Origin of the sequence: Nocardioides alpinus, assembly GCF_900112035.1 — a bacterium.
GTDB classification, from domain to species: Bacteria; Actinomycetota; Actinomycetes; order Propionibacteriales; family Nocardioidaceae; genus Nocardioides; species Nocardioides alpinus.
Genome location: NZ_FOKC01000004.1, coordinates 184,473 through 211,370, shown reverse-complemented (window position 1 = coordinate 211,370; position 26,898 = coordinate 184,473). Strand labels below are relative to the sequence as shown.

24 protein-coding genes and 1 tRNA gene are annotated in these 26,898 nt (G+C 72.1%); 8 read left to right on the top strand and 17 right to left on the bottom strand.

Features of this window, described 5'->3' with window-relative positions:
- Window position 1: 1 nt before the first annotated feature.
- From BM127_RS10860 to BM127_RS10850, 3 genes are all read right to left on the bottom strand, one after another.
- Window positions 2-922, bottom strand: coding sequence for a DMT family transporter (locus BM127_RS10860; protein ID WP_231263192.1), 921 nt, complete (start codon window positions 920-922; stop codon window positions 2-4).
- Between the two features lie 206 nt (window positions 923-1,128).
- Window positions 1,129-1,806, bottom strand: coding sequence for a response regulator transcription factor (locus BM127_RS10855; protein WP_091198499.1), 678 nt, complete (start codon window positions 1,804-1,806; stop codon window positions 1,129-1,131).
- Window positions 1,803-3,032, bottom strand: a complete 1,230-nt coding sequence (locus BM127_RS10850) for a sensor histidine kinase (RefSeq protein ID WP_091198497.1) — start codon at window positions 3,030-3,032, stop codon at window positions 1,803-1,805. Before BM127_RS10850 ends, BM127_RS10855 begins: the two co-directional genes overlap by 4 nt.
- A gap of 119 nt (window positions 3,033-3,151) precedes the next feature.
- On the opposite strand from BM127_RS10850, the gene phoU reads away from it, so the two are divergent.
- On the top strand, window positions 3,152-3,802 hold the full coding sequence (gene phoU / locus BM127_RS10845; protein WP_091198495.1) for a phosphate signaling complex protein PhoU: 651 nt from the start codon (window positions 3,152-3,154) through the stop codon (window positions 3,800-3,802).
- 256 nt (window positions 3,803-4,058) lie between these two features.
- Here the strand turns inward: phoU and BM127_RS10840 are convergent, their stop codons facing one another.
- Genes BM127_RS10840 through BM127_RS10830 form a run of 3 tightly spaced genes read right to left on the bottom strand, consistent with a single transcriptional unit; the run spans window position 4,059 to window position 5,992 of the window.
- Window positions 4,059-4,802 carry a phosphoglyceromutase gene (locus tag BM127_RS10840; RefSeq protein WP_091198493.1) on the bottom strand — a complete coding sequence of 248 codons (744 nt, stop codon included), beginning with the start codon at window positions 4,800-4,802 and terminating at the stop codon, window positions 4,059-4,061.
- Window positions 4,799-5,272 carry a hypothetical protein gene (locus tag BM127_RS10835; RefSeq protein ID WP_091198492.1) on the bottom strand — a complete coding sequence of 158 codons (474 nt, stop codon included), beginning with the start codon at window positions 5,270-5,272 and terminating at the stop codon, window positions 4,799-4,801. Before BM127_RS10835 ends, BM127_RS10840 begins: the two co-directional genes overlap by 4 nt.
- Before the next feature lie 21 nt (window positions 5,273-5,293).
- On the bottom strand, window positions 5,294-5,992 hold the full coding sequence (locus BM127_RS10830; protein WP_091198490.1) for a UbiA family prenyltransferase: 699 nt from the start codon (window positions 5,990-5,992) through the stop codon (window positions 5,294-5,296).
- A gap of 157 nt (window positions 5,993-6,149) precedes the next feature.
- On the opposite strand from BM127_RS10830, the gene BM127_RS10825 reads away from it, so the two are divergent.
- Entirely contained in the window at window positions 6,150-6,635 is a 486-nt protein-coding gene (locus BM127_RS10825) for a CarD family transcriptional regulator (RefSeq protein WP_091198488.1), read from the top strand.
- Between the two features lie 113 nt (window positions 6,636-6,748).
- The gene (locus BM127_RS10820; RefSeq protein ID WP_231263193.1) at window positions 6,749-7,219 is read left to right on the top strand and encodes a 2-C-methyl-D-erythritol 4-phosphate cytidylyltransferase; all 471 of its coding nucleotides are present in this window, start codon (window positions 6,749-6,751) and stop codon (window positions 7,217-7,219) included.
- Here the strand turns inward: BM127_RS10820 and BM127_RS10815 are convergent.
- Window positions 7,200-7,883 carry an IspD/TarI family cytidylyltransferase gene (locus tag BM127_RS10815; protein WP_091198485.1) on the bottom strand — a complete coding sequence of 228 codons (684 nt, stop codon included), beginning with the start codon at window positions 7,881-7,883 and terminating at the stop codon, window positions 7,200-7,202. The two genes, BM127_RS10820 and BM127_RS10815, sit on opposite strands and share 20 nt — an antisense overlap.
- Window positions 7,883-8,380 carry a 2-C-methyl-D-erythritol 2,4-cyclodiphosphate synthase gene (ispF, locus tag BM127_RS10810; RefSeq protein ID WP_091198483.1) on the bottom strand — a complete coding sequence of 166 codons (498 nt, stop codon included), beginning with the start codon at window positions 8,378-8,380 and terminating at the stop codon, window positions 7,883-7,885. The genes BM127_RS10815 and ispF overlap by 1 nt, the downstream gene beginning before the upstream one ends.
- A gap of 37 nt (window positions 8,381-8,417) precedes the next feature.
- Here ispF and BM127_RS10805 point away from each other — a divergent pair, with 37 nt between their 5' ends.
- A complete protein-coding gene (locus BM127_RS10805; RefSeq protein WP_091198481.1) occupies window positions 8,418-9,935 on the top strand; it encodes a molybdopterin-dependent oxidoreductase in 1,518 nt (505 codons plus the stop codon).
- A gap of 12 nt (window positions 9,936-9,947) precedes the next feature.
- Here BM127_RS10805 and BM127_RS10800 read toward each other — a convergent pair whose 3' ends face one another.
- Window positions 9,948-11,156, bottom strand: a complete 1,209-nt coding sequence (locus tag BM127_RS10800; RefSeq protein ID WP_091198479.1) for a peptidase C39 family protein — start codon at window positions 11,154-11,156, stop codon at window positions 9,948-9,950.
- Between the two features lie 112 nt (window positions 11,157-11,268).
- Here BM127_RS10800 and cysS point away from each other — a divergent pair, with 112 nt between their 5' ends.
- The 3 genes from cysS to BM127_RS10785 all read left to right on the top strand — a co-directional run bounded on the left by cysS (window position 11,269) and on the right by BM127_RS10785 (window position 15,205).
- Window positions 11,269-12,669: a cysteine--tRNA ligase gene (gene cysS, locus BM127_RS10795; protein WP_091198477.1), complete on the top strand. Its 1,401-nt coding sequence runs from the start codon at window positions 11,269-11,271 to the stop codon at window positions 12,667-12,669.
- Window positions 12,670-12,731: 62 nt separating this feature from the next.
- Window positions 12,732-13,703 carry a 23S rRNA (guanosine(2251)-2'-O)-methyltransferase RlmB gene (gene rlmB, locus BM127_RS10790; RefSeq protein WP_091198475.1) on the top strand — a complete coding sequence of 324 codons (972 nt, stop codon included), beginning with the start codon at window positions 12,732-12,734 and terminating at the stop codon, window positions 13,701-13,703.
- Window positions 13,700-15,205, top strand: a complete 1,506-nt coding sequence (locus BM127_RS10785) for a metallophosphoesterase (protein WP_091198473.1) — start codon at window positions 13,700-13,702, stop codon at window positions 15,203-15,205. Before rlmB ends, BM127_RS10785 begins: the two co-directional genes overlap by 4 nt.
- Before the next feature lie 1,612 nt (window positions 15,206-16,817).
- Here BM127_RS10785 and BM127_RS10775 read toward each other — a convergent pair.
- Together BM127_RS10775 and BM127_RS10770 are read right to left on the bottom strand one after the other, a co-directional pair.
- Entirely contained in the window at window positions 16,818-18,026 is a 1,209-nt protein-coding gene (locus BM127_RS10775; RefSeq protein WP_091198469.1) for a DUF4032 domain-containing protein, read from the bottom strand.
- A gap of 325 nt (window positions 18,027-18,351) precedes the next feature.
- The gene (locus BM127_RS10770) at window positions 18,352-20,196 is read right to left on the bottom strand and encodes a glycoside hydrolase family 13 protein (RefSeq protein WP_198554243.1); all 1,845 of its coding nucleotides are present in this window, start codon (window positions 20,194-20,196) and stop codon (window positions 18,352-18,354) included.
- A gap of 61 nt (window positions 20,197-20,257) precedes the next feature.
- Here BM127_RS10770 and BM127_RS10765 point away from each other — a divergent pair.
- Window positions 20,258-20,330 (top strand) — tRNA-Thr (locus BM127_RS10765).
- Window positions 20,331-20,404: 74 nt separating this feature from the next.
- On the opposite strand, the gene pdxY is transcribed toward BM127_RS10765, so the two are convergent.
- The 6 genes from pdxY to BM127_RS10735 all read right to left on the bottom strand — a co-directional run bounded on the left by pdxY (window position 20,405) and on the right by BM127_RS10735 (window position 26,875).
- The gene (gene pdxY / locus BM127_RS10760; RefSeq protein ID WP_091198465.1) at window positions 20,405-21,268 is read right to left on the bottom strand and encodes a pyridoxal kinase PdxY; all 864 of its coding nucleotides are present in this window, start codon (window positions 21,266-21,268) and stop codon (window positions 20,405-20,407) included.
- Between the two features lie 75 nt (window positions 21,269-21,343).
- Window positions 21,344-22,117 (bottom strand): dioxygenase family protein, encoded by a 774-nt coding sequence (locus tag BM127_RS10755; RefSeq protein ID WP_091198463.1) that lies wholly within the window; start codon window positions 22,115-22,117, stop codon window positions 21,344-21,346.
- Window positions 22,118-22,147: 30 nt separating this feature from the next.
- Window positions 22,148-22,837 (bottom strand): uracil-DNA glycosylase, encoded by a 690-nt coding sequence (locus BM127_RS10750; protein ID WP_091198461.1) that lies wholly within the window; start codon window positions 22,835-22,837, stop codon window positions 22,148-22,150.
- A complete protein-coding gene (locus BM127_RS10745; RefSeq protein WP_198554242.1) occupies window positions 22,834-24,279 on the bottom strand; it encodes a pyridoxal phosphate-dependent decarboxylase family protein in 1,446 nt (481 codons plus the stop codon). Before BM127_RS10745 ends, BM127_RS10750 begins: the two co-directional genes overlap by 4 nt.
- Entirely contained in the window at window positions 24,276-25,631 is a 1,356-nt protein-coding gene (locus BM127_RS10740) for an MFS transporter (protein WP_091198459.1), read from the bottom strand. Before BM127_RS10740 ends, BM127_RS10745 begins: the two co-directional genes overlap by 4 nt.
- On the bottom strand, window positions 25,628-26,875 hold the full coding sequence (locus BM127_RS10735) for an alpha/beta fold hydrolase (protein ID WP_091198457.1): 1,248 nt from the start codon (window positions 26,873-26,875) through the stop codon (window positions 25,628-25,630). Before BM127_RS10735 ends, BM127_RS10740 begins: the two co-directional genes overlap by 4 nt.
- Window positions 26,876-26,898: the final 23 nt, after the last annotated feature.

The window sequence follows — 26,898 nt, the reverse complement described above, 5'->3', positions numbered from 1 at the left end:
GTCAGCCGGACTTCGGCCTGCGCCGCGTCATCAGCACCCCGACGATCGCCAGCGCGCCACCCACGAAGGTCAGCGACGGCGGGACCTCGTCGATCGTGAACCACGCGATCAGCGTGGCGATCCCGGGCACCAGGAACGTCGTGAGCGACAGCGCACCGGCGTCCGTGTGGGTCAGCGCGTAGGCCCACGTGGTGAAGGCGACTGCCGTCGGCAGGACGCCGAGGTAGACGATCCACCACAGCTCGCTGCCACCGTCCGCGACGATCGACGGGAGGTCGGAGGCGAAGGGCAGGCAGATCACCGCGCCCATCAGGAACGACACGAACACGACCTGCACCGACGGGAGCCGCCGCAGGAGCACCTTCTGCGTCAGGACGCCCACGGCGTACATCGCTGCGGCCACCAGCACGAGGACGACCCCGAGCACGCTGGCGCCGGCATCGCTCGTCGAGCCGCGGGCGATCACGGCCACGCCGGCGAAGCCGACGAGCATCCCCGCGATGAGCCAGGCGTGCATGCGCTCGCCGAAGAGGGGCACGGCCAGCAGCGCGACGATGACCGGCCCGATCTGGATGATCATCGCGGCGGTGCCGGCGTCGACGTGCCGCTCGCCGGCGTTGAGGGCGAGGTTGTAGATGCCGAACCAGCCGACCCCACCGAGGGAGAGCAGGGTCCACTCGCGCCGGGTCGGGGCCACCCAGCCGCGCCGCAGGACCAGCGGCAGCACCACGAGTGCGGCCACGAGGAGACGGCCCGCACCGAGGGCGCCCGGGCTCACGTCGTGCGCGACGTGCCGGATCACCACGAAGGCCGACGCCCACATCACCAGCGTCACCCCACCGGCCGCGACCGGCAACCAGGCCGGCGGTGCGGTGCGGACGGGGGCGGTGGGCTCGACGAGCACCGGCTGGGGGGTGGTCACGGGTCAAGGCTACGGACGGTCATGACCACCCGCCAGCGGATTCCGGACGTCGTACGCCGTGATCCCGCCGCCGCCGATCTCGACACGCCTTGACCGCTTCGTTCCTCAGCGGTCCGGCTCGCTCGACCCGACCGCACCCACGTGCCGCACTCGTTCCTCGTGCGCCACTGTGCGGTCGGCGCGCTCGACCTGTGACCCCTCCGGGGTCACAGGTCGAGCTTGTAGCCCAGCCCGCGCACGGTGACGAGGTACTTCGGCTCGCCCGGGTCGGGCTCGAGCTTGGCGCGCAGCCGCTTGACGTGGACGTCGAGGGTCTTGGTGTCGCCGACGTAGTCGGAGCCCCACACGCGGTCGATGAGCTGGCCGCGGGTCAGCACGCGACCCGGGTTGCGCAGGAACATCTCCAGGAGCTCGAACTCCTTGAGGGGGAGGCGCTGCTCGCTCCCGTCGACCGTCACGACGTGGCGCTCGACGTCCATCCGCACGGGGCCGGCCTCGAGCGTGTCGGGCATCAGGTCGGGCTCCTGGCCGCGCCGCAGCACCGCGCGGATCCGGGCGACCAGCTCGCGCGGGGAGTAGGGCTTGGTGACGTAGTCGTCGGCGCCGAGCTCGAGGCCGACCACCTTGTCGACCTCGTCGTCCTTGGCGCTCACCATGATCACCGGGACCGACGAGGTCTGGCGGATCTGGCGGCACACCTCGGTGCCCGGGACCCCGGGCAGCATCAGGTCGAGGAGCACGATGTCCGGACCGAACCGGTCGAACTCGGTGAGGGCGGTGTTGCCGTCAGCGGCGATCGCCACCTCGTAGCCCTCCTTGCGGAGCATGTAGGCGAGTGCATCGCTGTAGCTCTCTTCGTCCTCGACGACGAGTACCCGGGTCATCTGTGGGTCTCCTGCTGTGTGCGGGTGGATGGAGTGGAACGCGTGGCGGCCTCTTCGGGCCCGACCACCTCGACCGGGGTGGTCGGGCGGCCCGACCCCTGGCCCGGCTCGGGATTGCGGGGGAGCGTCAGGGTGAACGTCGAGCCCTGGCCCTGGACCGACCACACGGCGATGTCGCCGCCGTGCGTGGCGGCGACGTGCTTGACGATCGCGAGCCCGAGGCCCGTGCCGCCGGTGGAGCGGTGGCGGGCCGGGTCGACGCGGTAGAACCGCTCGAAGATGCGGTCGATGTCCTCGGCGGGGATGCCGATGCCCTGGTCGACGACGGAGATCTGGACCTGCTCGCCCTTCGAGCGCGTGGTGACGACCACCCGGGAGCCCCGGCCGGAGTAAGCCACGGCGTTGGCGACGAGGTTGCTCACCGCTGCGCCGATCTGCTCCTGCGAGCCGAAGACCTCCAGGCCGTGCTCTCCGCGGGAGTCGACGGTGATCTCCTTGGCGACGGCTTCCATGGCGCTGGTGTCGACGGCGGTGGCGACCGCGGCGTCGAGGTCGACCATGACCGGCTTCTCCAGGGGGTCGTGGCCCTGGAGGCGGGAGAGCTCGATGATCTGCTGCACGAGCTTGGAGAGTCGGTCGCTCTCGGTGAGCATCCGGTTGGCGAAGCGCTGGACGGCCTCCGGGTCGTCGGAGGCGTCGGTCACCGCCTCGGCGAGCAGCCGGATCGCGCCGACGGGCGTCTTGAGCTCGTGGCTGACGTTGGCGACGAAGTCGCGGCGCACCGCCTCGACCCGCTTCTCGCGGGTGCGGTCCTCGATCAGGGCGAGCACCAGTCGTGCACCCAGCGGCGCGACGCGGGCGGTGAGGGTGCGGACCGATCCCCCGTCGGGGCTCGGGAGGTCGAGCTCGCTCTCGCGGATCTGCCCGTCGCGGCGCACCTGCGCGACGACGTCCAGCAGCTCGGGGACCACGACCGTGTCGCCGCGCACCAGCCCGAAGGCGTACGCCGGCGCCGAGGCCTTGAGGACGTGGTCGGACTCGTCCACCACGACCGCGCTCGAGCGGAGGATGCTGAGGACCGCGGCGACACCGGCCTGCACGGCGGGCTCCTCGGCGGTGGGGAGCGTGTGGCGCTGGCGGTCGCTGATGTGCCACGCGAGCACCGCACCGCCCGCCATGATGGCCCCGACGATCGCGGCCAGACCAGCCTGCATCGTCGGATCCACGCTCACATCGTACGCGTGGCGCCGGACCCGACCCTCCCGATGGACGCCCGGCGCCCAGTGTTCACGCGCCGTTCATCGGCTGCGTACAACTGTTCGCTTCGACTGCCTACAGTGCGCTCATGCGTGAGGCTTTCCATGACCAGCTCGACGGCATCTTCGCCGACCTCTCCGACATCTGCGGACAGGTCGAGATCGCCGTACGCGAGGCCACCAAGGCGTTGATGACCGGCGACATCCACACCGCCGACCAGGTCATCAGCGGGGACAAGGCGATCGACGCCGCCCGCGAGCGGGTCGACGACACCGCCTTCGCGCTGCTGTCGCTGCAGCAGCCGGTCGCCGGCGACCTGCGGATGATCGTCTCCGCGCTGCGGATGGTCAGCGAGCTCGAGCGGATGGGGGACCTCTCGGTGCACGTCGCCAAGATCGCCCGCCTGCGCGTGCCCGCTGTGGCGGTGCCCGACGAGCTGCGCCCGGTCATGGAGCGGATGGCCGAGACGGCCGAGGACATGGTGCGGCGGGTGCGCAGCATCATCGTCGACCGTGACGTCGACGCCGCGATCGAGCTGGGCCGCGACGACGAGATCATGGACCAGCTGCGTCGGCGCAGCTTCACCGAGCTGCTCTCCACCGACTGGACGCACGGCGTCGAGGCGGCGGTCGACATCGCGCTGCTCGGCCGCTACTACGAGCGGATCGCGGACCACGCCGTGTCGGTCGCCAACCGGGTGGTCTTCGTGGTCACCGGCGAGCAGCCGAACCGCGACTGACGTCTGCTGCTGCAGGAGTCCCCGCCTCAGCGGTGACTCCCGCGCGACTGGGGCGTTGCAACGGCCACACCGCGACAGACTCGCCCCACCCCTGGTGCTCATGGGGCCTCAGGGATGGGGGTGGTACGGGTCGAGCGCGCGGAAACGTGGCTGGGACCACCGCTCGCGGGAGGTGTCCCGCGACCGCGCCTCGGCCGTGGGGCTTGCTCGATCTCGCCGACCCCACGCGCGGACCTCGGTCCTCGGTCCGCGCCGGTCAGCGACCCTGGTTGGCGACGGCGGCCGCGGCGGCTGCGGCCGCCTCGGGGTCGAGGTACTGCCCGCCCTTGACGGTGGGCTGCATCGACTCGTCGAGCTCGTAGACCAGCGGCATCCCGGTGGGGATGTTGAGGGCTGCGATGTCCTCGTCGGAGATGCCGTCGAGGTGCTTGACGAGCGCGCGCAGGCTGTTGCCGTGAGCGGCGACCAGCACGACCTTGCCGGCCTGCAGGTCGGGGACGATCTCGGACTCCCAGTAGGGGAGGAACCGGGCGATCACGTCCTTGAGGCACTCCGTGCGCGGGAGGTCGTCGCCGAGGTCGGCGTAGCGCGGGTCGCCTGCCTGCGAGAACTCGTCGGCGTCGTCCAGCGGCGGCGGGGGGACGTCGAAGGAGCGGCGCCAGAGCATGAACTGCTCCTCGCCGTACTCCTCGAGCGTCTGCTTCTTGTCCTTGCCCTGGAGGGCGCCGTAGTGGCGCTCGTTGAGGCGCCAGCTGCGCTTCACGGGGATCCAGTGGCGCTCGGCTGCGTCGAGCGCCAGGGCCGCGGTGTTGATCGCGCGGCGCTGGAGCGAGGTGTGGACGACGTCGGGCAGCACGCCCGCCTCGCGCAGCAGCTCGCCGCCGCGGACCGCCTCGCCGCGTCCCTTCTCGGTCAGGGCCACGTCGACCCAGCCGGTGAAGAGGTTCTTGGCGTTCCAGTCGCTCTCGCCGTGGCGGAGCAGGATCAGGGTGTGCGTCATGAGGCGTCCATGCCTTCCCAGTAGCCGGTGTCGTCAGCGACGACCGGGACGTTGAGCGAGATCCGCTCGCCGTTGCCGAAGTCGATCGACAGCGGGACGACGTTGCCCGGACCGAAGTCGCCCGTCAGCACGATGCCGGCGGCCGGGTCGGCGAGGTTGACCAGCCCGCCGGGGCTGATCGTGATGGGCTCGAACTCCGCCGCGGTGACCGACTCCCCGTCGGCCCCGGCGACACCGGTGAAGGTCTGCTCGGCGGCGGGGTCGTTGTTGGAGAAGGAGGCGATGAACGTCCCGGAGCCCTCGGCGGCCGAGACGACCACGGCGGACAGGACGTCGACCTCGCCGTCACGGTTGGTGGCGCCACTGTTGACGTCGTATTCACGGTCCGTGGCGTAGTCGAAGCCGCAGGAGGACAGCGGAACGGCGAGCGCGAGCACCGCAGCGGCGGTCGCGAGGGGTCGGAGCTGCATGGCCCACAGCCTAGCGTCGGTTCAGCTCAGCCCGACGGTGCGCCCTGCGATCAGGATCGCGACCGTCGCGACGCCGGTGAACACGCTCGCGCCCACCAGCAGCCGGGGCGTACCCGTGCGGAGTGCCAGGACCAGCGGGAAGGAGCGTTCGCCCTCCTCGTGGTCGTGCACCAGCCCGGGCAGGGCGGTGAGGACGTGGACCCCCAGGCCGAGGGCGGCGGCGAGCACGGTGAGCGCCACGGTGGGCGGGCTGTCGGTGCCGACGCCGTTCCAGCCGCCGTAGGCCAGGAAGGCGGGGTAGAGGGCGAAGCTCACCATCCACGGCACGAACGACAGCACCCGCGCGTGCAGGAACCGGTCGCCGATCGCCGACACGGCGAGCAGCGTGAGGTAGGAGATCCCGGCCAGCCGGCCGTGGGCGACGGAGAGAGGTACGACGAGCAGCACGGCGCAGGTGAGCGCGAACCACACCGTCCCCGGGTCGAGCGCGTCGCCGGCGAGCGGCTTGTCGGGGCGGTGCCGCTGGTCGCGCGGGCGGTCGGTGAGGTCGTCCGCCCAGCCCAGGATCGACTGGCCCACCAGGACGGTGCCGGCCACCAGCACGACCTCGCGCAGCGGGCGTCCGGACACGGCTGCCGCCGCGGCGAGCACCGCTGCGGTCGCCACGGCCTGGCGTGGGTGCGCGGCACGGACGAGGAGCAGCGCCGGGGAGGTCGACATGGCGGAAGTATGTCCCAGCGACGCCGTCCCCGAGGCGGGTTCACCACAGGAACCGGCGATCTGTCAAGCCCGCGGCGGGCCTCTGACCTGCACAAACGCGTCCGGAGGAGATTCGAACCCGTGTTAGAATGGTCACCTAGGAAGGGGAACTAAACATATGACTTTCACCGTTGGCGAAACGGTCGTCTATCCCAATCACGGGGCCGCGGTCATCGAGGAGATCGAGACCCGCACCATCAAGGGGGAGGACAGGGAGTACCTGGTCCTCCGCATTGTGGCCCAGCAGGATCTCGTGGTTCGTGTGCCGGCCTGCAACCTCGATCTCGTCGGCGTCCGTGACGTCGTCGACAAGGAAGGCCTCGACCGCGTCTTCGACGTGCTGCGGGCCGCCCACGTCGAGGAGCCGACCAACTGGTCGCGTCGTTACAAGGCCAATCTCGAGAAGCTGCACTCCGGTGACGTGATGAAGGTGTCGGAGGTCGTCCGCGACCTGTGGCGCCGCGAGCGTGACCGTGGGCTCTCGGCCGGCGAGAAGAGGATGCTGGCCAAGGCGCGCCAGATCCTGGTCTCGGAGCTGGCCCTGGCCGAGAAGACCAACGAGGACAAGGCCGAGGCCATCCTCGACGAGGTGCTCGCCTCCTGAACAGCAACGCCATCGACCGAGGCCCCTGGGATGAAGTTCCCAGGGGCCTCGGTCTCGTTCTGGACCACGATCGGGGGTCGCTCCCCTACGCGCTGCTGCACGGTGAGGCCCTCGTGGTCTGTGCGGCCTGGGCGCTGGGGGAGTCCGGGGTCGACCTGGTCGACGCCGTCGTCGAGTGGGAGGCGTTCGTCGACGCGGGCCGCGACGTCGTGCTCCACGACGCGCTGTGCCCGATGACCCCGCCGTCCTTCATCGCCGCGTGCCTCGAGCAGGCACGCGCGTCCGGGAGCGTGGTCGTCGGGGTGCGCCCGGTGACCGACACCGTGAAGGTCCTCGACGACGACCGGGTCGGCGAGACCCTGGACCGCGAGTCGCTGGTCGCGGTGACCTCACCGCTGGTGGTCCCGGCCCACGTCGTGGCCGAGCTCGCGGCGTGTCCGTCGAGCGACCTGGCGCAGGCCGTGGCGGACCTGGCCGCTGCAGGTCATGTCGTGCAGACCGTCCCCGCGCCCGCCGAGGGCCGACGGGTGGCGTCGATCGAGGACGTACGCCTGCTCGACGCCCTCACGACCCTCGAGGGCTGAGCTCCACCGCCAGGGCCACGTCCTCGGGGAAGGTCACCTTGAGGTTGAGCGCGTTGCTCGGCACCGCTGCGACGGCCAGCTCGGCGTACGCCGCCACGCAGCCCGCCGTGTCGGTGGCCTCGAATCCGTCGCGCGCCGCCGACCGGTAGGCGGCCAGCAGCTCGGGTGCGCGGAACGCCTGCGGCGTCTGCACCGCGCCCACCTCGTCGGTCACGGGGGTCAGGTCGGCGTGCAGCAGCTGGGTCACCGGCACCACCGGGATCGCGCCGCCGACCGTGCGCGCCGCGTCGATCACGGCCTCCCAGAGCGCGGTCCCTGCCAGTGGCCGGGCGCCGTCGTGCACGGCCACCACGTCCACGTCGCCCGAGACGACGTCGTCGGCCAGGACCTGGAGCGCCGCCCACTCCGAGGCGTGCCGGGTGGCGCCGCCGTCGACCACCAGCACCTCGCGCTCGCCCAGGTGCGGCGCGACGGCGTCCGCCACGGCGGCCCGGTCCTCGGGGCGCACGACGAGCACCAGGCGTCGTACGTCGTGCAGCGCCAGGGCGGTGCGCACCGACCACGCCAGGACGGCTGCGCCACGCAACGGCAGGAGCACCTTGTTGACCTCGGCGCCCACCCGGCTGCCCGAGCCGGCGGCCAGGATGACGACCGCGGTGGCCATCAGCGGGTGACCAGGGCGGTGGCGATCGCGGCGACGCCCTCGCCGCGCCCGGTCAGGCCCAGGCCGTCGGTCGTCGTGGCCGAGAGGCTGACGGGCGCCCCCACCGCCGCAGACAGGGCGGTCGTCGCCTCGTCACGACGGGGTCCGAGGCGGGGAACGTTGCCGATCACCTGGACCGCGACGTTGCCGATCTCCCAGCCCGCGGCCCGGACCCGGCGGGCGGTCTCGGCGAGCAGGGTCGCGCCCGACGCACCCGCCCACTCGGGCTCGGCCGTGCCGAAGTTGGTGCCGAGGTCGCCCAGGCCGGCGGCCGAGAAGAGGGCGTCGCACGCGGCGTGCGCGGCCACGTCGGCGTCGGAATGCCCCTCGAGTCCGGCCGGTTCGTCCGGCCAGGAGAGCCCGGCGAGGTGCATCGGCACTCCGGGGACGAGACGGTGCACGTCGGTGCCGATGCCGATGCGCGGTCCGGGAGCGGGATCGGCGTGGGGAGACGTCACGTCGGCATCATGCCCGAGGGCGCGCCACAATGGACCCGTGACCACACGCCGTACGCCCTGGGTGCTGTCCGGAGTCCTCGCCGGACTGGCCGGACTGGCGACGAGCTATGCCACGGCGATGGTGCTCACCATCCGCGAGTCCCCAGTGGTGGCGGTGGCCGAGCAGGTCATCAAGCTCACCCCCGGTGCTGCCGCGGAGCGCGCGATCTCGGTCCTGGGGCACTGGGACAAGCCGGCCCTAGTCGCGGGCATCCTCGTCCTCCTCCTCGCCTGCTTCGCGGGGGCCGGGCTCCTGGCCCGCCGCGGGTGGTGGTGGCCGATGCTGGTCTGGTTCGCCCTGGCAGGACTCGGGCTGGCCTCCGTCCTGCTCCAGCGCGCCGCCGGCGTGGTCGACGCGCTGCCCGTCGTGGTCGGCCTGGTTACCTGGGTCACCGTCCACTCGGCCCTGACCGATGCACTCCACCGGGGCCAGCGCCGGCCCGAGCTGGAGTCGCACGAGCGACGGGTCTTCCTCATGGTCGCCGGCGTCGTCGCCGTCGCGTCCGTCGGCATCGCCGTCGCAGGCCGCTTCGTCGGGGCGGGACGTCGTCACGTCGAGGTGAGCCGCCGGCTCCTGCGCATCCCCGGTGTCACCCGCCGCCAGGCGCCGGCCGCGACCTCGTTGGGTCTGCCCGGCATCGCACCGTGGGAGACGCCCAACGAGGACTTCTACCGGATCGACACCACGATCGCGCTGCCCACCATCGAGCCCGACGAGTGGTCGCTGCGCATCCACGGGCTGGTGGACCGCGAGGTGACGCTCAGCTACTCCGACCTCGTCGCGCGGCAGATGACCGAGTCCTGGATCACCCTCAACTGCGTGAGCAACGAGGTCGGCGGCGGGCTCGTCGGCAACGCCCGCTGGAGCGGCGTACGGATCGCGGACCTGCTGGCCGACCTGAGCGTCAGCGCCGAGGCCGACTGCGTGCTCCAGACCTCGCACGACGGCTGGTTCTGCGCGACTCCGCTCGAGACCCTCACCGACGACCGCGACGCGATGCTGGCGGTGGCGATGAACGGGCGCCCGTTGCCCATCGAGCACGGCTTCCCGGTGCGCACCATCGTGCCGGGGCTCTACGGCTATGTCTCCGCGACCAAGTGGGTCGTCGACTACGAGGTCAGCACCTTTGCCGACGCGGTCGGCTACTGGACCACCAAGGGCTGGTCGGCCGAGGGCCCGGTCAAGATCGCCTCGCGCATCGACGTACCCCGCTCCGGCGACGAAGTCGCCGCCGGCGAGGTCACCTTCGGCGGCGTCGCGTGGCACCAGCACACCGGCATCGACGGCGTGGAGGTGCAGGTCGACGGCGGAGCGTGGCAGCCGGCCGAGCTCGGCGAGGTGCCGTCGGTGGACACCTGGGTGCAGTGGGCGGTGACCCTCGACGTCGGCGAGGGCGACCACGAGGTCCGCGTGCGCGCGGTCGGCAAGGACGGCGAGACCCAGACGAGCGCCATCGCTCGTCCCGACCCTGACGGCTCGACCGGCCTGCACGCCATCGAGATCAGCGCTTCCTGATCCAGCAGGGCCTCAGCTGTTGCGGATGACGTACGCCGTCCCGCCGGACGCGGCGATCCAGATCCGCTCGAACTCCGCACGGTCGTAGACGCGACGCACCTCGGCGTTGGTCGCGCCCGCAGGGTCGTTGACGACGACGTCGCCGTCGGCCTCGAAGCCGACCACGACCAGCAGGTGGCCGTTGCTCGCGGAGATCGGCGCCCCGGTGAGCTGGTTGCGACCGAACGCGACGGACACGATGAGCGGCACCCCGGCCGCGATGTAGTCCTCCGCCTCGCGCAGGTCGCGCATCCGCGTGACGTAGGAGTCGCCGGCGACGAGGGTCGCGGCGTAGGCGGTGTTGAACGCCCAGTTGCCGGTGCCGTCGTAGCCGTGGTCGAAGACCATCTTGGCGGTGTGGTCGACGACGGGGTCGACGTGGCCGGCGGCGATGCCGGTCGGGGTGGGGGAGATGCCGTAGTAGCCGAGCACCATGGCAGTCGACGTGGGCGAGCACCACGCCTCCCCGCCGCTGCCCCACTGCGGGTAGTGCCCGCTGTGCACCATCTGGGAGTAGGTCGGCACCGGCAGCACGGTGCCGACGCCGGGGCCGGGCTTCGAGGTCGGACGCGGGGTCGACGCGTCCGCGGAGGCGACGGCGCCGACGCGCTCGAGGCTGACGCCCAGGCTCGAGCCCTTCGGTCGCATGAGCGTCACCCGGACCTGCCAGGACGTGACCGCGGTCGTGGCGAACCAGGTGTCGACACTGACGCGCCCGAGGTCGTCGGCCTGCCCGGAGTACGTCGTGCGCGGGACCGGCCGCCCGGTGCGGGACCAGTCGGCCACCGTGTCCCACGTGCCGGTGGTGCCGTCGGCGGCCCGCGCGCGGACCTCGACGCGGACCAGGGTCTTGCCGGGCGTGGTGGCCTCCCAGGTCGGGATCAGTGCGGTCGCACCGAAGCCCGGCGTGGCCCAGGGCGAGGTCCAGGTGCCGGCCTCGTACGACCGCCCGGCCACCGTCCGGGGCTTCGGCGTCTTCAGGGACACCTGCCCGCGGCCCATCTTCAGGCCCTTGCGCTGGCCGGACTTGAGGTCGGCGTAGGTGTTCCAGGACGCGAGGGCGACCTGGGGCGTGGCTCGCTGGCGGCTCGAGGGCGCGGGGTCGGCCCCGGCCGGGGCGTGAAGCGCGCCACTCAGCAGCAGGGGGAGGGCGAGGGCGAGGGCGGCGGGGCGTCGGAGCACCGCACGACGATAACCCCGCAGGGCCTCACCCGTCCCACGAGTCACATTCCTCGCTCGTCGCGCTACGCCCAGCGAATCGGGGCGCGGGCCTCGACGCCCCTAGACTCGACGGGTGACTCTGAGGCTGCACGACACGGCGACGCGCGAGGCGCGCGACTTCGTCCCCCTCGTCCCGGGCAGGGCGGGCATCTACGTCTGCGGCCTGACGGTGCAGTCCGAGCCGCACGTCGGCCACGTGCGGTCCGCGGTGAACTTCGACGTGCTCCGGCGCTGGCTCGCCGCCACCGGCTACGACGTCGACTTCATCCGCAACGTCACCGACATCGACGACAAGATCCTGGCCAAGTCGGCCGACCAGGGCGTGCACTGGTACGCCCTGGCCGCCGCGATGAAGCGCGAGCTGGACTCCGCCCTGGCCGCGATCAACGTGCTGCCGCCGACCTACGAGCCCGGCGCCACCGGCCACGTCCCCGAGATCGTCGAGCTGATCGAGCAGCTCGTCGCGCGCGGACATGCGTACGCCGCCGAGGACGGCAGCGGCGACGTCTACTTCGACGTGCGCAGCTGGGCGGCCTACGGCGAGCTGACCCGCCAACGCATCGAGGACATGGAGCCTGCCGGCGACGCCGACCCGCGCGGCAAGCGCGACCCCCGCGACTTCGCGCTGTGGAAGGGTCACAAGAAGGCGAGCGAGCCGGCCACCGCGGCCTGGCCGTCCCCGTGGGGCCCCGGTCGTCCGGGCTGGCACATCGAGTGCTCGGCGATGGCCGGCAAGTACCTCGGGCCCGCCTTCGACATCCACGGCGGCGGCGTCGACCTGCGCTTCCCCCACCACGAGAACGAGCAGGCGCAGTCCCGCGCCGCGGGGCGCCCCTTCGCGTCCTACTGGCTGCACAACGCCTGGATCACCACGGCGGGCGAGAAGATGAGCAAGTCGCTCGGCAACTCCCTGCTCATCCCCGAGGTGCTCAAGCGCGTGCGGGGCATCGAGCTGCGCTACTACATGGTGGCCGCGCACTACCGCTCGCACGTCGAGTTCTCCTTCGAGGCCCTGGACGAGGCGGCCAAGGGGTTCCGACGCATCGAGGACTTCCTCGACCGGGCCGCGCCGGCCGTCGGGGAGTGGTTCGCCGCGATGCCCGACACCTTCATCCGCGCCATGGACGACGACCTCGGCACCCCCGCTGCGGTCGCCGTCATCCACGACTCGGTCCGCGAGGGCAACAAGCTCCTCGCGGACGGGGCGTCGGAGGCGCTGAGCCAGAAGTTCGGCGAGGTGGTCGCCATGCTCGACGTGCTCGGCCTCAACCCCGCCGACGAGGCGTGGGCCACGGACAGCTCGGACGACAAGCTCTCCGCCGTCGTGGATGCCCTGGTGCAGGGCCTCCTCGCCGAGCGGACCGCGGCGCGCGAGGCCAAGGACTGGGCCCGCGCCGACACCATCCGCGACCAGATCGCAGCAGCAGGCATCGAGGTCGAGGACACCCCGACCGGACCGAAGTGGAGCGTGTGACGTGGCAGGGATTTCGAGACGGGCGCCGCGCGCCCTCCTCAATCACCGAAAGGAGTCACTCCGTGGCTGGTAATTCGAAGCGCAAGGGCGCCATCAAGAAGACCGGCAAGGGCAACCCGACCGCCGGCTCGGGTGGCCGGGTGCGCCGTGGTCTCGAAGGCCGCGGGCCCACGCCCAAGGCCACCGACCGGCCCTACCACCAGGCCCACAAGGACGCCGCCAAGGCGGAGCGCGCCAAGTCCAAGCAGGGGCAGGGCACGCGACGTCGCAACTCCACCGACGCCGAGTGGGCCGCCGGCCGCAACTCCGTCGTCGAGCTGCTGCGTGGCGGCGTCCCCGTCACCGCGATCTACGTCGCCGAGGGCGCCGAGCGCGACAACCGGCTCCGCGAGGCCTTCAAGCTCTCCGCCGAGCAGGGCGTCAAGCTCCTCGAGGTCACCCGCAACGAGATGGACCGGATGACGAGCGGGGCCGTGCACCAGGGCCTCGCCGCCCGGCTGCCGGCGTACGAGTACGCCCACGCCGACGACCTGCTCGACCGCGCCGACGAGGCCAAGGAGCCCGCCCTGATCGTGGCGCTCGACTCGGTCACCGACCCCCGCAACCTCGGCGCCATCGTGCGCTCGGCGGCCGGTTTCGGCGCGCACGGCGTGCTGATCCCCGAGCGGCGTGCCGCCGGCATGACCGCGTCGGCGTGGAAGACCAGCGCCGGTGCGGCGGCCCGGCTGCCCATCGCGCAGACGGTCAACCTGACCCGCCAGCTCAAGGCCTACCAGGAGGCGGGCTGCATGGTCGTCGGCCTCGCGGCCGACGGTGACATCTCGCTCCCCGAGCTGGTCGCGCCCGACGGTCTGGCCGACGGGCCGCTCGTCGTGGTCGTCGGGTCGGAGGGCAAGGGTCTCGGGCGCCTGATCGCCGAGACGTGCGACCAGATCGTCTCGATCCCGATGGCGGGCCAGCTGGAGTCGCTCAACGCCGGTGTCGCCGCATCCGTCGCCCTCTACTCGATCTCGCAGGCTCGTCTCCCGCGATGACCCTTCCGCGCCGGCTGCTCGTCGGCGCCCTGCTGGCTGCCCTCAGCATCGTGCTCGGGCTCACGGTCGCGGCGTCGCTGTTCCTCAACAGCAGCCGCACGGTGGTGCTGGTCGGCCACGACACCGTCGTACGACCCACGATGGCAGGCGACGCGGTGGTCCAGACGGGACCGTTGCTGCCGGACTTCCGGTTCCGCGACGTGGGGCCGATCGGGGTGACGCTGACCCTGGGCAAGACCGAGGTCGGCTCGGTCGACAAGCTCGTCGAGCGCTACGCCTACATCGCCGGCGACCCGACCGCGCAGGTCGACAAGGTGCAGGGTGTCGTGGTCGACATGGCGGTGGCGGCCGCGGTCCGCGGACTCGGGATCGGCCTGGTGCCCGTCGCGGTCTTCCTGCTGCTCGGACGTCACCGGCGCGGCCAGCTCTTCCGGGGGCTGGGCACGCGGCAGGGACTGGTCGCCCTCGGGCTGCTGCTCGTCCTGCCGCTGCTCGTCTGGCAGCCCTGGCAGTCGAGCGAGGAGACGCAGGAGGAGCAGGGGGAGTGGCAGACCCTCGACGACTTCGTGGGGGCCGACGTGGTGCTCCCCGACGAGGTCCGCGACATCGAGATCCGGACCGGTCCGGTCACCACCGAGAGCAAGCGGCTCGTGCTCAGCGCCGTCGACACCTATGACAGGAGCAAGGAGTTCTACTCCACTGCGGCCGACGGGGCCGCTGAGCTCGACGTCCGCGCGGCGGAGGAGGGCGAGACCGTCGCGCTCCTGGTCAGCGACCGCCACGACAACATCGGCATGGACCGGGTCGCCCGTGCCATCGGCGAGGCCGCCGGTGCCACCGTCGTGCTCGACGCGGGTGACGACACCTCGACCGGGCAGCCATGGGAGGCCTTCAGCCTCGACTCGCTGGCCGGCGCCTTCGACGACTGGGACCGCTTCGGCGTGGCCGGCAACCACGACCACGGCACCTTCGTCAGCTCCTACCTCGCCGACCTCGGGTGGACGATGCTCGACGGCGAGCCCGTCGACGCTCCCTGGGGCGGCACCCTCCTCGGTGTCGACGACCCGCGCAGCAGCGGCCTGGGCAACTGGCGCGAGGAGTCAGGCCTCAGCTTCACCGAGGTCGGCGACCGCCTGGCCGACGCGGCCTGCTCCGTCGCCGAGGACGGCGACCGGGTGAGCACCGTCCTGGTCCACGACGCCAACCTCGGCCGCGAGGCCCTGGCCCGCGGCTGTGTCGACCTCGTGGTGGGCGGGCACACCCACGTGCAGGCCGGTCCGGAGGCCGTCGAGGGCGAGGACGGCTCCACCGGCTACACCTGGACCAACGGCACGACCGGCGGAGCGGCGTACGCCATCGCGCTCGGCAGCAAGCCGCGGCGCGACGCGGACGTCAGCCTGATCACCTACGCCGACGGACGCCCGGTCGGCCTGCAGTGGGTGCGGCTGCGCACCGACGGGTCGTGGCTGGTCGGGGACTACACCCCCGTCGAGCCGGGCTGAGGAGCACCGTCCGATCCTGCTGGGATTCTTGACGATCGGATCGTGGGATTTCGGTGTCAGGGGATCCTTGCGCTCCGACACTGACGGCGTGTCCGAAGCGCCCCGTACGACCGTCCTCGACGACGAGACGGCGCTCAACGGCACCACCATCGACGTGGCGGCACGGATCGCGTGGACGATGCAGATGGCGAGGCTGACGTCCTCCCTCGACGACAGCGCGATCTCGACGGTCGCAGATCGGGTCGGGACGACTCCTGCGCGTCTCCTCCGCGTCGAGACCGGCCGGCTGCGAGACGGATCGCTCGTGGACGCCTACGAGCGGGTGCTCGGCCTGCCGGACGGCTCCCTGCGCGCGCCCATCGACTCGATGGCCAGGACCTTCCCGTGGGACAGCCCGCCGGACGCCGGACCGGGAACACCCGGCACCGACCCGTCCGCGCTCTCCGACCTCATCGAGCGGCTCGATGCCGGCGACCCCGTGACCGGTGGTGAGTGGCTGCGCTGGGCCCGCGCGATCTCGGTGCCGGGCACCATCGGCCTGCCGGTCCCGCTCGCGCGCCGCCTCGTCCGACGACTCGTGCACGAGCTCGGCCGCTCGTGCGGGCCCGGCTACGCCACCCGCTACGAGGCCCTGGCCCACGTCCGGTGCAGCGACTACGGCTTCCTCGTCCTCCGCGCGGCGCGGGAGGAGGTCGCGCACCCCCATGCCCAGGGCCTGGCCGACCTCTTCAGCGCGATGGGTGAGTCCGTGACGCCGGAGGCCGTGGAGTGGTGCCTCGAGCTGTTGACCGGGGGCCGGTCCTACGTCGGCTCGTGCGCTGCACTGGCGCTGGAGAACATGGCGGAGATCAGTCCCCCCGGATCGTTCTGGCCGGGCGTCGCGCCGTCGCTGATGGCCGCCTTCGACCTGTCCGAGCCCGGCTCGGAGAACGAGGAGTGGATCGCCCACCTCGTCCGTCTGGTGCCGGTGGACACCTGGCGCTCGCTCGGCCTGACGCCCCGCCGTCGGCTGCCGCCAGCACCGCACGTGGAGCGCTTCGACCGCGTCGAGGCCAACCGGCAGTGGCGTCGCTGCGCGACCCTCGCCTCAGCTGTCGGCAGCGAGGTCGGCGTGGGTGACCAACCGGTGCTGACGCGGCTGGTCTTCGACGCCGGCTACGGGCACTGGGAGACGCGGGCCGTCACCAGCCACTTCCTGCTCGGCGCGCTGCCGGCCATCGCCGTGCCCACGTGGGAGCGGTTCGCGGCGCTGGTGGACGACGAGCCGGACGAGCGCATCCGGCACCGGATGGCCCGTCGCCTGTTCGGCGGGCTGGCGGGACGCACGGTGGGTCCGGCGCAGGAGTGGCTGGGCTCCCCGGACCCGGTGCTCCGCTCGGCCGGTCTCCGGATCGTCGGGGCGTCCGGCGTCCACCTGCCCCGCGACGACGTACGCCGGGCGCTGGCGGACCCGGCCACCTCGCGTGCCGCGACCTACGCCGCCGGCATGAGCGGTCACCCTGCCCTCGCGCAGATCGTCCGGGACCCGACGCTCGACGACGACGTACGCCGGTCTGCGCGCTGGTGGCTGGAGCGCGCGGCCCGCGCGTCGTGGTGTGACCTGCTCCCTGGCCTACTCCTCGCCCGTGATCGCCTCGTCGGGCTTCGCGGTGAGGAAGCGGGCGATGTAGTCGCGTGCCGTCTCGTGGATGTCGACCTCCGTGCCGCGCTGCTCGGAGAGGTACCAGCGGTGCTCGAGGATCTCGTGGAAGATCTCGGCCGGCTCGAGCTTGCCGGTCGCATCGGGCGGGATCAGCGCCATGATCGGCTCGAAGATCTGGTGCATCCACTTGCTCGCCACGAGGTGGCGGTCCTCGCGACCGAGGTCGTAGTGGGCGGTGAAGGAGGCCAGGTCGTTGAGCAGCCGCCGGGCCTGGTTGTCCTCGACGGTCATGCCGGTGAGCGCCTGGATCTCCCGGGTGTGGTGCCCGAGGTCGACGACCTTCGGCTGGATGCGGATCGAGTCGCCCCCGAGGTCGGTGACGATGTCGAGCTCGTCGACGTCGAAGCCGAGGTCGTTGAGCCGCTCCACGCGCCGCTCGATGCGCCACATCTCGTCGGCCCTGAACTCCTCCAGCCCGGTGAGCTCGCCCCACAGCGCCTCGTAGCGCGAGCGGAGGTGGTCGATGATCGCGAAGCCGTCGATCGGCTGCTGGACGGCTCCACTGGCGCTGAGGTCCATCAGCTCGGCGAAGATGTTCTCGCAGCCGACGGTGATGTCGTACTCACGCATCCGGTCGCTGATCTCGTCGTGCAGCTCACCGGTCTCGGCGTCGACGAGGTAGGCCGCGAACTCGCCCGCGTTGCGGCGGAACAGCACGTTGGAGAGCGACACGTCGCCCCAGTAGAAGCCGGCCAGGTGCAGTCGCACGAGCAGCACGACGATGGCGTCGATCAGCGTCGGGACGTGCTCCGCGGTCATCCCGCGGCTGAACAGGCTGCGGTAGGGGAGGGAGAACTGCAGGTGCTGGGTGATCAGCGCCGCAGGGAGCTCCTGGCCGTCCTTGCCCTCACGGCCGGTGACCACGCCCTGGGGGGCGACGGCGGGCACGCCGATGCGCTGGAGGTTGCGCAGCATCCGGTACTCCCGGAACGCGATGTCGTCCTGCGTCTCCTTGACGGCGTAGACCCGGTCGCGCAGGCGCACGATCCGCACGATGTGGCGCGAGAGACCCCGCGGCAGTGGGACGACGACGTCGTCGGACCACTCCTCGAGCGGCAGGTCCCACGGCAGGGTGAGGATGGCCGGGTCCGGCCGGCTGGCAACGATCCGCATGGCCATGGCGATGACCTTAGTCGCGGGGGTTCCCCTGCGGGAGTCACCGCCTGAGCGGTGACTCCCGCGCGGTTCGGCCGTTGCAACGGCCCACCTCCGACAGACTTCCCCCACCCCTGGGGCTGGAAGGGCTGGAGGGGCTGGAGGGAGCCCCGCCGATGCCCTCGGGAACGCGCGTCTGCGCCGGGCGCGAGGCCGACGGGGGAGCACCGTGACGGCAGTTCGGCCCGAGGGTCCGGTCGGCCACGCTCACACGTGCAGGATCGAGGGCGAACTGCCTGCATGGTGGTGGAGCCAGCGGGGCAGACCGAGCGCGGCGCCGAGGCCGGGGTCACTCGCTGCTGAGCTCCCACACGTCGAACCGCGGCCCGTCCGACGCCGGCACCTCGACACGGCCGTCGGCGTGCGCGAGATCGCCGCCGCCCATCTCAGACCCGAACAGGTGCCGGGCCGGTCCCACGGGCAGGTCGAAGGCGCCGGCCGCCGCCCGTCGCGCCACCACCAGCACCGACTGCTCCGGGTGCTCGCGCACGTAGGCGATCGTGTCGGCATCGACGTGCGCCCAGCGCAGGCCGCCGCGGCGGAGGGCCGGGTGCGAGCGCCGCAGCCCGGCGAGGTCGGCGTACGTCGTCAGGGTGGCGCGGTCCCACTCCTCGCGACGGGCCCACGGCATGGTGCGGCGGGAGTCCTCGCCGTTGACCCCCTCGAGGCCGATCTCGTCGCCGGCGAAGATCATCGGGACGCCGGGCAGGGTGAACTGCAGCCCGACCGCGACGCGGTGCACAGCCGCGTCCCCGCCCACGACGGTGCGGATCCGCGCGGAGTCGTGGGAGCCGAGGATGTTCCAGCTCGACGCGGTCGCCCGCCAGCCGAGAGTGCCCTGCCAGGCCCGGAACGTGTCGACGACGGCCGTCCCGTCGCGTCGCGGGACGGGCACGGGGCGACCGAAGGCGCGCGCGGGGGAGCCGGGATCGCGGAGCCAGGACCAGACGGGCCACGAGAAGCCGGAGTAGTTCATCGTGCCGTGCCAGCCGTCGCCGTCCACGTCGCCGGTCGCGTCGTGGTTGTGCTCACCGATCACCCACGGGTCCGCACGGAGCTCGGCCGCGGTGGCGCGCACGGCGCGGGCGACCTCGTGCGCGACGTCGATGTCGGCCAGGCGTCCGGTCATGTTGGCGACGTCGATGCGCCAGCCGTCGACGTCGTACGGGGGTCGCAGCCAGCGGCCCACCACCGAGTCCGGACCCTCGACCATCGCGTGCCGCACGTCGCGGTCGGCGTGGTTGATCTTGGGCAGCGTGCCGTGGCCCATCCAGCAGGCGTACGAGCCGTCGTCGTCGAAGTAGTAGAACGACCGGTGCGGGTTGGCGGGGTCGTCGGCGGCGGCCAGGAACCACTCGTGGGTGTCGCCCGTGTGGTTGGTCGTCAGGTCACCCAGGATCCGCCAGCCCCGCGCGTGGACGGCGGCGCTCAACCGGGCGTACGCCTCGTCGCCGCCGAGCAGCGGGTCGACCTCGGTGAAGGTGGTGGCGTTGTAGCGGTGGTTGCTCTCGCCGGGGAAGACGGGCGTCGTGTAGACGACGTCGGCGCCGACCTCCGCGATGTGGTCGAGGTGCTCGGTGATGCCGTCGAGGTCGCCGCCGAAGAGCTGCATCGGTGTGCGCGGGTCGTGGCCCTCGAACGCGACCTCCTCGTCCCACTCCGCCGCCAGTGCCCAGTCCGGGGTGGGGCGGCCGGCGGCCGCCGAGGAGCGCGCGAAGCGGTCGGGGAAGACCTGGTAGACGACTCCGTCACGGCCCCAGTCGGGAGCCGCGGCGTAGGCGGCGAGCCGGAAGTCGGCGGAGTCGGGCACGTCGTGGGCGACCAGGCCCGCGCCGGTGAGCCACTCCTGCTCGCTCTGCCCGTCCGCGAGGGCGCGGACGAGCAGGAAGCGGTAGTGCGTCACCGGGTTGTGCACCGGCAGCTCACCCGCCCACCACACGACGTCGCCCTCGCGGGTGGCGGTCGTGGGGTGGAACACCGGCTCGGCGTCGTACGTCGTCCGCAGCCAGATCGCGTCGACGGGGTCCTGGGCGCTCGTACGCACCCGGACGACGACCGTGTCGCCCAGCGCCGGCGCCTCGTCGGAGACGTGGAGCGGGGAGCCGTCGTGGTGGGGGAGGTGGAGGAGGCTCACGGGGTCCATCCTCGCAGCCCGAAAGTGCTGACTAGGATTGCCGCCGCGTCCTCGGACGCACGCCGGTGTAGCTCAGTTGGTAGAGCGTTTCTCTTGTAAAGAAAATGTCGCGGGTTCGACTCCTGTCACCGGCTCCGCTCCGACGAGATCGTGGAGCTTGTGTGCTGACATCCAGCACGCGAGCTCCACGATCCATCTGCTCGGTCCCTCAGCGGACCTGCTGGACCTCGAACTCGCACGCCGGTGCGGCGATGGCGTCCTGGGCGGCGATCAGCCGCAGCTCGCGCTCGCCGGAGTCGAGGGTCTCCTTGAGCACTGCGAAGACCGACGAGGCCGTGCGTGCCAGGGCGTCGGCCGCAGATCCGGTGCCGTGCAGGTGTGCGGTGAAGAGCGCGGCGGTGATGTCGCCCGAGCCGTTGGCCTTCATCGGCAGCCGCGGCGTGGTCACGAGCCAGGCGCCGTGCTCGGTCACCGCGAGCATCTCGATCGAGTCCTCGGGGGCGCCGTCGCGGATCACCGAGGTGACCAGCACCGTCGCCGGGCCGAGCGCGCGGACCTCGTCGGCCGCGGACAGGATGTCGTCGAGGGACGACGAGCCGCTGAGGCCGTCGTTGTCGGTGATGAACCCGAGCTCGAACTGGTTGGGCGTCAGCACGTCGGCGACCGGGATCACCGTCGAGCGGTACTTCGGGGGGATCGCCGGGTTGACGAAGCAGCCCGACGTTGCGTTGCCCATGACCGGGTCGCACGTGTACGTCGCCGCGGGGTTGGCTGCCTTGACCTGCGCGACCGCGTCGGCGATGACGTCCGCGATCTCCGGCGAACCCTGGTAGCCCGAGAGCACCGCGTCGCAGGTCTCGAAGGCACCGCGCTCGCCGATCCCGGTGATCACCGAGGCGACGTCCTCGGCGGGGATGAGCGGCCCGCGCCACGCGCCGTAGCCGGTGTGGTTGGAGAAGTTCACCGTGAGGACCGGCCACACCTCGTGGCCGAGTCGCTGGAGCGGGAAGACGGCTGCGGAGTTGCCGACGTGGCCGTAGGCGACGTGGGACTGGATCGAGAGGACGCGCACGTGCTCACGGTATCTCCCTGACCAGGCTTGCTCGATCTGGCCTGACGTCGTGCCGCCTCGTGCCTCGACGACCCGTCAGGCCACCTGGAGCGAACGCTTCGAGAGCCCCATCCAGTAGCCGTCGATGACCTGGATGCCTGGAGCGTCGGCGGCCGTCGCCGCGCCGAGGGTGACGAACAGCGGCGTGTAGTGCTCGACCGTCGGGTGGGCGTACGGCATTCCGGGCGCCTTGGCCTTGTAGTCGGACAGCAGGTCGACGTCCCCGCGGGCGAGCGCATCGGCGGCCCAGAGGTCGAAGTCGGTCGACCAGCCGGGCGCCTCCGCCTCGATCCGGAACTCCTTGAGGAACGGCAGCCCGTGGGTCAGGAACCCCGACCCGATGATCAGCACGCCCTCGTCGCGCAGCGGACGCAGCCGCTCGCCGAGCTTCATCAGGCGGTGCGGGTCGTCGGTCGGCAGCGACATCTGGAGCACCGGGATGTCGGCGTCGGGGTACATGATCCGCAGCGGCACCCAGGCGCCGTGGTCGAGCCCGCGCGTCGCGTGCTGGTGGACCGGCTCGCCGTCGGGCATCATCGCCGCGACCCGCTGCGCGAGCGCCGTGGCATCCGGCGTCTCGTAGGTCATCTGGTAGTACTTCGGCGCGAATCCGCCGAAGTCGTAGACCAGCGGAGCGTGGCTCGCGGTCAGGCTGACCGGGGCGGACTCCCAGTGGGCGCTCACGATGAGGATGGCTGTGGGGCGCGGCAGGTCCCGGGACCACGCGGCCAGCTGTCCCGACCAGATCGGGTCGTCGAGCAGCGGCGGCGCACCGTGGCCGATGTAGAGCGCAGGCATGGAAGCAGTCATGACATCCTCTATAGTACAGATTTCAACGATCTATTCCTGAAGGGTCCAGTCCACCGGTGACGCGCCCTGCTCCTCGAGCAGGTGGTTGACCTGGCTGAACGGCCTGGAGCCGAGGAATCCGCGGTGGGCGGACAGGGGTGACGGGTGCGCGGATGCCACCCAGGGGATCGGGCCGAGCAGGGGCTTGAGCTTCTGCGCCGGGTTGCCCCACAGGATCGCGGCGCAGGGCCCGCCGCGCTCGGCGAGCGCAGTGATCGCCCGCTCGGTGACGGCTTCCCAGCCCTTGCCCTGGTGGGAGTTGGAGTCTCCCGGGCGGACCGTCAGCACACGGTTGAGGAGCATCACCCCCTGGTCGGCCCACGCGGACAGGTCGCCGTGCTGGGGCGGCTCGATGCCGAGGTCGTCGCGCAGCTCGGCGTAGATGTTGCGCAGGCTCGGCGGCAACGGTCGCACCCGGCGCTCGACGGCGAAGCTCAGGCCGATCGGGTGGGCCGGGTTGGGATAGGGGTCCTGACCCACGACCAGGACGCGTACGTCGGCCAGCGGGCGCCGGAAGGCGCGGAAGACCAGGTCGCCCGACGGCTGGTAGCCGCGGCCGGCCGCCAGCTCCTCGCGCAGGAAACGACCCATCGCAGCGATCTGCTCGTCCACCGGTGCCAGCGCCTGCGCCCAGTCGGGTGCGACCAGGCCCTTGTCGACGAGGCCGGCCAGGGCAGTCACGACGAGACCCCTGTCGTCGGCCGGTCCGGTCGCTGGAGCCGGTCGAGGAACGCGATCAGCAGTGCCTCGCGCATCGCGGGGGACGCCACGTCGAGCATCGCGTTGACCTCCGCCATCCGCGTCGGAAGCTCGAGGTCGCCGTCGGCCGAGGCCCCGACGAGACCGGATGCTGCCAGCAGACCGTCGAAGTCGTCGTCGCTCAGGGCGGCCGGGTCCAGCGCGGCGATGAAGGCCACCACCCCGTCGTCCACGGCGACCGGCCCCACGGACCGGGCTGCAGCGACGGACTCGGTCAGGGCCGAGGCGAACTCCTCCACGTGGGCCAGCGTCCCGGCACTCACCGAGAGGTGGATGCTCGGGCCGTCGTCGGCGAACGACAGCTGCGGCTGGACGTACCACCCGCGCGACACCAGCTCGTCGGTCAGTGTGAACGGGTCCAGCGAGTCGTCGGTCGCGAGCGTGACGAGGGTCGAGTCCGGCGCCACCACGAGCCGCAGCGCCGGCTCCCGCTCGACGCACGCGACGATCGCGTCCACCGCCGCGAACGCGAGGTCCGCGAGCTGGACGTACCCCTCGTCGCCGACGTGCTCGACGACGGCCCAGGTGCCGGCGATGGGGCCGCCCGACCTGGTGGACTGCGTGGTCGTGTTGAGCATCGTGTAGCCCGGCCACGCAGCGGATGCGAAGAACTGGAGCCGGCGCAGTGCTGCGTTGCGGTGCACCAGCAGCGACGTGCCCTTCGGCGCGTAGGCGTACTTGTGGGTGTCGACCGAGATCGACGTGACGCCCTCGACGGCGAAGGTCCACGCAGGCACCGCGCGCCCCAGCCGGGCGGCGTAGGGCAGCACCCAGCCGCCGATGCAGGCGTCCACGTGGCAGCGGATCCCGCGGGTGGCCGCGGCTGCGGCGATCTCGGTCACCGGGTCCACCACCCCGTGCGCGTACGACGGTGCGCTGGCGACGACCAGCACGGTGTCGTCGTCGATCGCGGCGGCCATCGCCGCGGCGTCGGCGCGGAAGTCGGGACCGACGGGCACCAGGACCGCCTCGACGCCGAAGTAGTGCGCGGCCTTGTGGAACGCGGCGTGCGCGGTGCTGGGGAGCACCATCCGGGGCCGTAGGACGTCGGGTCGGCTGTCCCGCGCGCCCTGCACGGCGAGCAGGATCGACTCCGTTCCGCCGGAGGTCACCGTCCCGACGGCCGTGTCCGGTGCGTCGAGCAGGCCGCAGGCGAAGCCGACGAGCTCGTTCTCCATCTGGAGCAGCGACGGGAACGCCGTCGGGTCGAGCGCGTTGGACCCGGCATAGGCCGCCACCGCCTCGCGTGCGATCCGGTCGATCTCGGGGTCGCCGGCGTCGTAGACGTAGGCCAGGGTTCGGCCGCCGTGCACCGGCAGGTCCGCTCCCTGCATCGCCCGCAGGCGAGCGAGTGGGTCGCTCACGCGAGTGCTCCTTCGGTTTCAGCCGCCGCCACCTCGGTGGCGTCGAGGGTGTACTGCCGCAGCCACCAGAGGCTGAGCAGCGTCAGGGCCGCGGGCAGCAGCGAGAAGCCCAGGGTGATCGCCGTCAGGGCCGAGTCCGGCTGGGTGATCTCGCGGCCCTCGCTGGACAGGTAGCCGCCGAGCGCGAGGACGACGGCGAACACCGCCGGCCCCAGGGCCAGGCCAAGGGTCTCGCCGGCGGTCCACACGCCGGTGTACACACCGGCGCGGTTCTCCCCGGTGCGCGCGGAGTCGACGGCGGCGGCGTCGGGCAGCATCGCCATCGGGAAGACCTGGCATCCGGCGTAGCCGACGCCCACCAGCGCGGTCGCCGCGAACACGACGGCCGGAGGAGCGATCCGCGCCGTGGCGGCGAGGAGCGCGCCCGCCGCGAGCACGACCGAGGCGATGGCGTAGCCCCGACGCTTGCCGATCCGCATCCCGACGGCGGTCCACACCGGCGTGAGCAGCAGGGCCGGCCCGACGAAGCAGACGAACAGGACGGTCGCGGCTCCCGAGCTCTCGAGCACGTCGCCGGCGAGGTAGTCGACGCCGGCGAGCATGCAGCCGGTCGCCAGCGCCTGCAGCACGAACGTGGCGAGCAGCACCCGGAAGTCGCGTGCCTGACCGACGATCCGCAGCTGCTCGCGCAACGAGCCCGCGCCTGCGGCGACCGCCCCGACCGGCGCGTGGCGGGTGCCCCACCAGGCGCTCACCACGCCGACGACGATGAGGACCGCCATCACGACGCCCATCACGCGATAGCCGTCGCGTCCGCCGACCGCGTCGCGGATCACCGGTGCGGTGGCGCCCGCCAGCATGATCGTGAACGCCAGGATCGCGACGCGCCACGTCATCAGCCGGGTGCGCTCGTCGTACGACGTCGTGATCTCTGCGGGCATCGCGACGTAGGGCACCTGGAAGAAGGCGTACGCCGAGGCCGCCAGCACGAAGAACACCAGGACCCACGAGGCCTCGAGCACCGAGCTCCCGAGGTCCGGCGCGGCGAAGATGAGGGCGAAGGCACCTGCCAGCATCAGTCCGGCCCGGATCAGCCACGGCCGGCGCGGCCCGGCCGGGTCGACCGTGCGGTCGCTGACGCGGCCGGCGATCGGGTTGAGGACGACGTCCCACGCCTTGGGGAGGAACACGATGACGCCCGCCCACAGCGCCGCGATGCCGAGCTCGTCGGTGAGGTAGGGCAGGAGCATCAGGCCGGGCACGGTGCCGAAGGCGCCGGTCGCGACGGACCCGCTGCCGTAGCCGATCCGTACGCCGCGCGAGAGCCGCGCCGGCTCGGCCGCAGTCGTCACCGCTGGCCCAGCGCCCGCGACCCCGACGAGCCGTAGCGTCGGGAGGGATTGGAGCCGATGGTCCCGGCGGAGGCGGTCTTCCTGGCGGGGGTCTTCTTGGCGGGGGTCTTCTTGGCGGCGGCGGTCTTCTTCGCGGGGGACTTGCGGGCAGGCTTCTTCGGCGGCGACGGCACCGCGCCGGCCGACCACTCGTCGACCCACTCGTCGATGACCTGCCAGGTCGTGCCGCGGGCGGCGCGGCCGGTGAGCATGCCGAGGTGGCCTCCCGGCACCACCTCGAAGCTGACGCGGGGGGAGCCGGTCAGCAGCGGCACGACGGCGCGGACGGCCGGGAGCGGCGCGATGCCGTCGGTGTTGCCCGCGAAGACGAGCACCGGGACCGCGATCGCGGCGAGGTCGATCGTGCGACCACCGAGCTCCATCTGGCCCCGGGCGAGCGAGTTGCCCCGTACGAAGCGGTGGTAGAGCTGGCCGAAGGTCCGGCCCGGGTAGGCGGTCATGCTCGACATGAACCGGGACACCGCCTCCATCTGGGCCAGGTAGTCGGTGTCGTCGAGATGGGTCAGCACGGCGAGCGGCTTGGTGACGATCTTCTGCGCGGACGCGGCGCTGAAGGCCCAGTTGACCAGCGGCGTCGGGATGCCGCCGAGTGCCCGGTAGGCCCGGGTGATGGCGCCCGTGCCCGTCGTCAGGTTGAGGAGTGGTCGCACCGGGGCGACCAGTGGCACCTTGGTCACGTCGACGGGAGACCCCAGGATGGTCAGCGACGCGATCGGCAGGTCCTGCCGGTCGGCCGCGACGAGCATCGCGAAGATCCCGCCCAGGCTCCAGCCGACGAGGTGCACGCCACGACCGCCGGAGTGCTCGTGCACGGCGCGGATGGCATCGGGCAGGACGTCGTCGACCCAGTGCTCCATGCCGAGCGACCGGTTCTTGAACGACACCTGCCCGTACTCCAGCAGGTAGGTCGGGCGGCCCTGTGACACCAGGTGCTCGACCAGCGAGCAGCCGCGGCGCAGGTCGAAGCACAGGGCCGGTGCGGCCAGCGGCGTCACGAGCAGCACGGGGTCGCCGGACTCGAGAACGTCGGGGGCCGGACGGTAGTGGTAGACCTCGCGCAGCTCCCCGTCGTCGATCAGGGTGCGGGGCATCGGCCGCAGGTCGGCCAGCCCGCCGTACAGCAGGGTGTGCGCGACGTTGCCGGCCGCTGCGATCACCTGGTCGGGCTTGGGGATCAGGTCCATGGGAGAAATCTACGGCCCGGGTG

Excerpts from the sequence above, each read along its gene's own strand:
- BM127_RS10855 (WP_091198499.1), bottom strand. The coding sequence starts at position 1,806 with ATGACCCGGGTACTCGTCGTCGAGGACGAAGAGAGCTACAGCGATGCA.
- phoU (WP_091198495.1), top strand. The coding sequence starts at position 3,152 with ATGCGTGAGGCTTTCCATGACCAGCTCGACGGCATCTTCGCCGACCTC.
- BM127_RS10840 (WP_091198493.1), bottom strand. The coding sequence starts at position 4,802 with ATGACGCACACCCTGATCCTGCTCCGCCACGGCGAGAGCGACTGGAAC.
- BM127_RS10835 (WP_091198492.1), bottom strand. The coding sequence starts at position 5,272 with ATGCAGCTCCGACCCCTCGCGACCGCCGCTGCGGTGCTCGCGCTCGCC.
- BM127_RS10830 (WP_091198490.1), bottom strand. The coding sequence starts at position 5,992 with ATGTCGACCTCCCCGGCGCTGCTCCTCGTCCGTGCCGCGCACCCACGC.
- BM127_RS10825 (WP_091198488.1), top strand. The coding sequence starts at position 6,150 with ATGACTTTCACCGTTGGCGAAACGGTCGTCTATCCCAATCACGGGGCC.
- BM127_RS10815 (WP_091198485.1), bottom strand. The coding sequence starts at position 7,883 with ATGGCCACCGCGGTCGTCATCCTGGCCGCCGGCTCGGGCAGCCGGGTG.
- BM127_RS10785 (WP_091198473.1), top strand. The coding sequence starts at position 13,700 with ATGACCCTTCCGCGCCGGCTGCTCGTCGGCGCCCTGCTGGCTGCCCTC.
- BM127_RS10775 (WP_091198469.1), bottom strand. The coding sequence starts at position 18,026 with ATGGCCATGCGGATCGTTGCCAGCCGGCCGGACCCGGCCATCCTCACC.
- BM127_RS10755 (WP_091198463.1), bottom strand. The coding sequence starts at position 22,117 with ATGACTGCTTCCATGCCTGCGCTCTACATCGGCCACGGTGCGCCGCCG.
- BM127_RS10735 (WP_091198457.1), bottom strand. The coding sequence starts at position 26,875 with ATGGACCTGATCCCCAAGCCCGACCAGGTGATCGCAGCGGCCGGCAAC.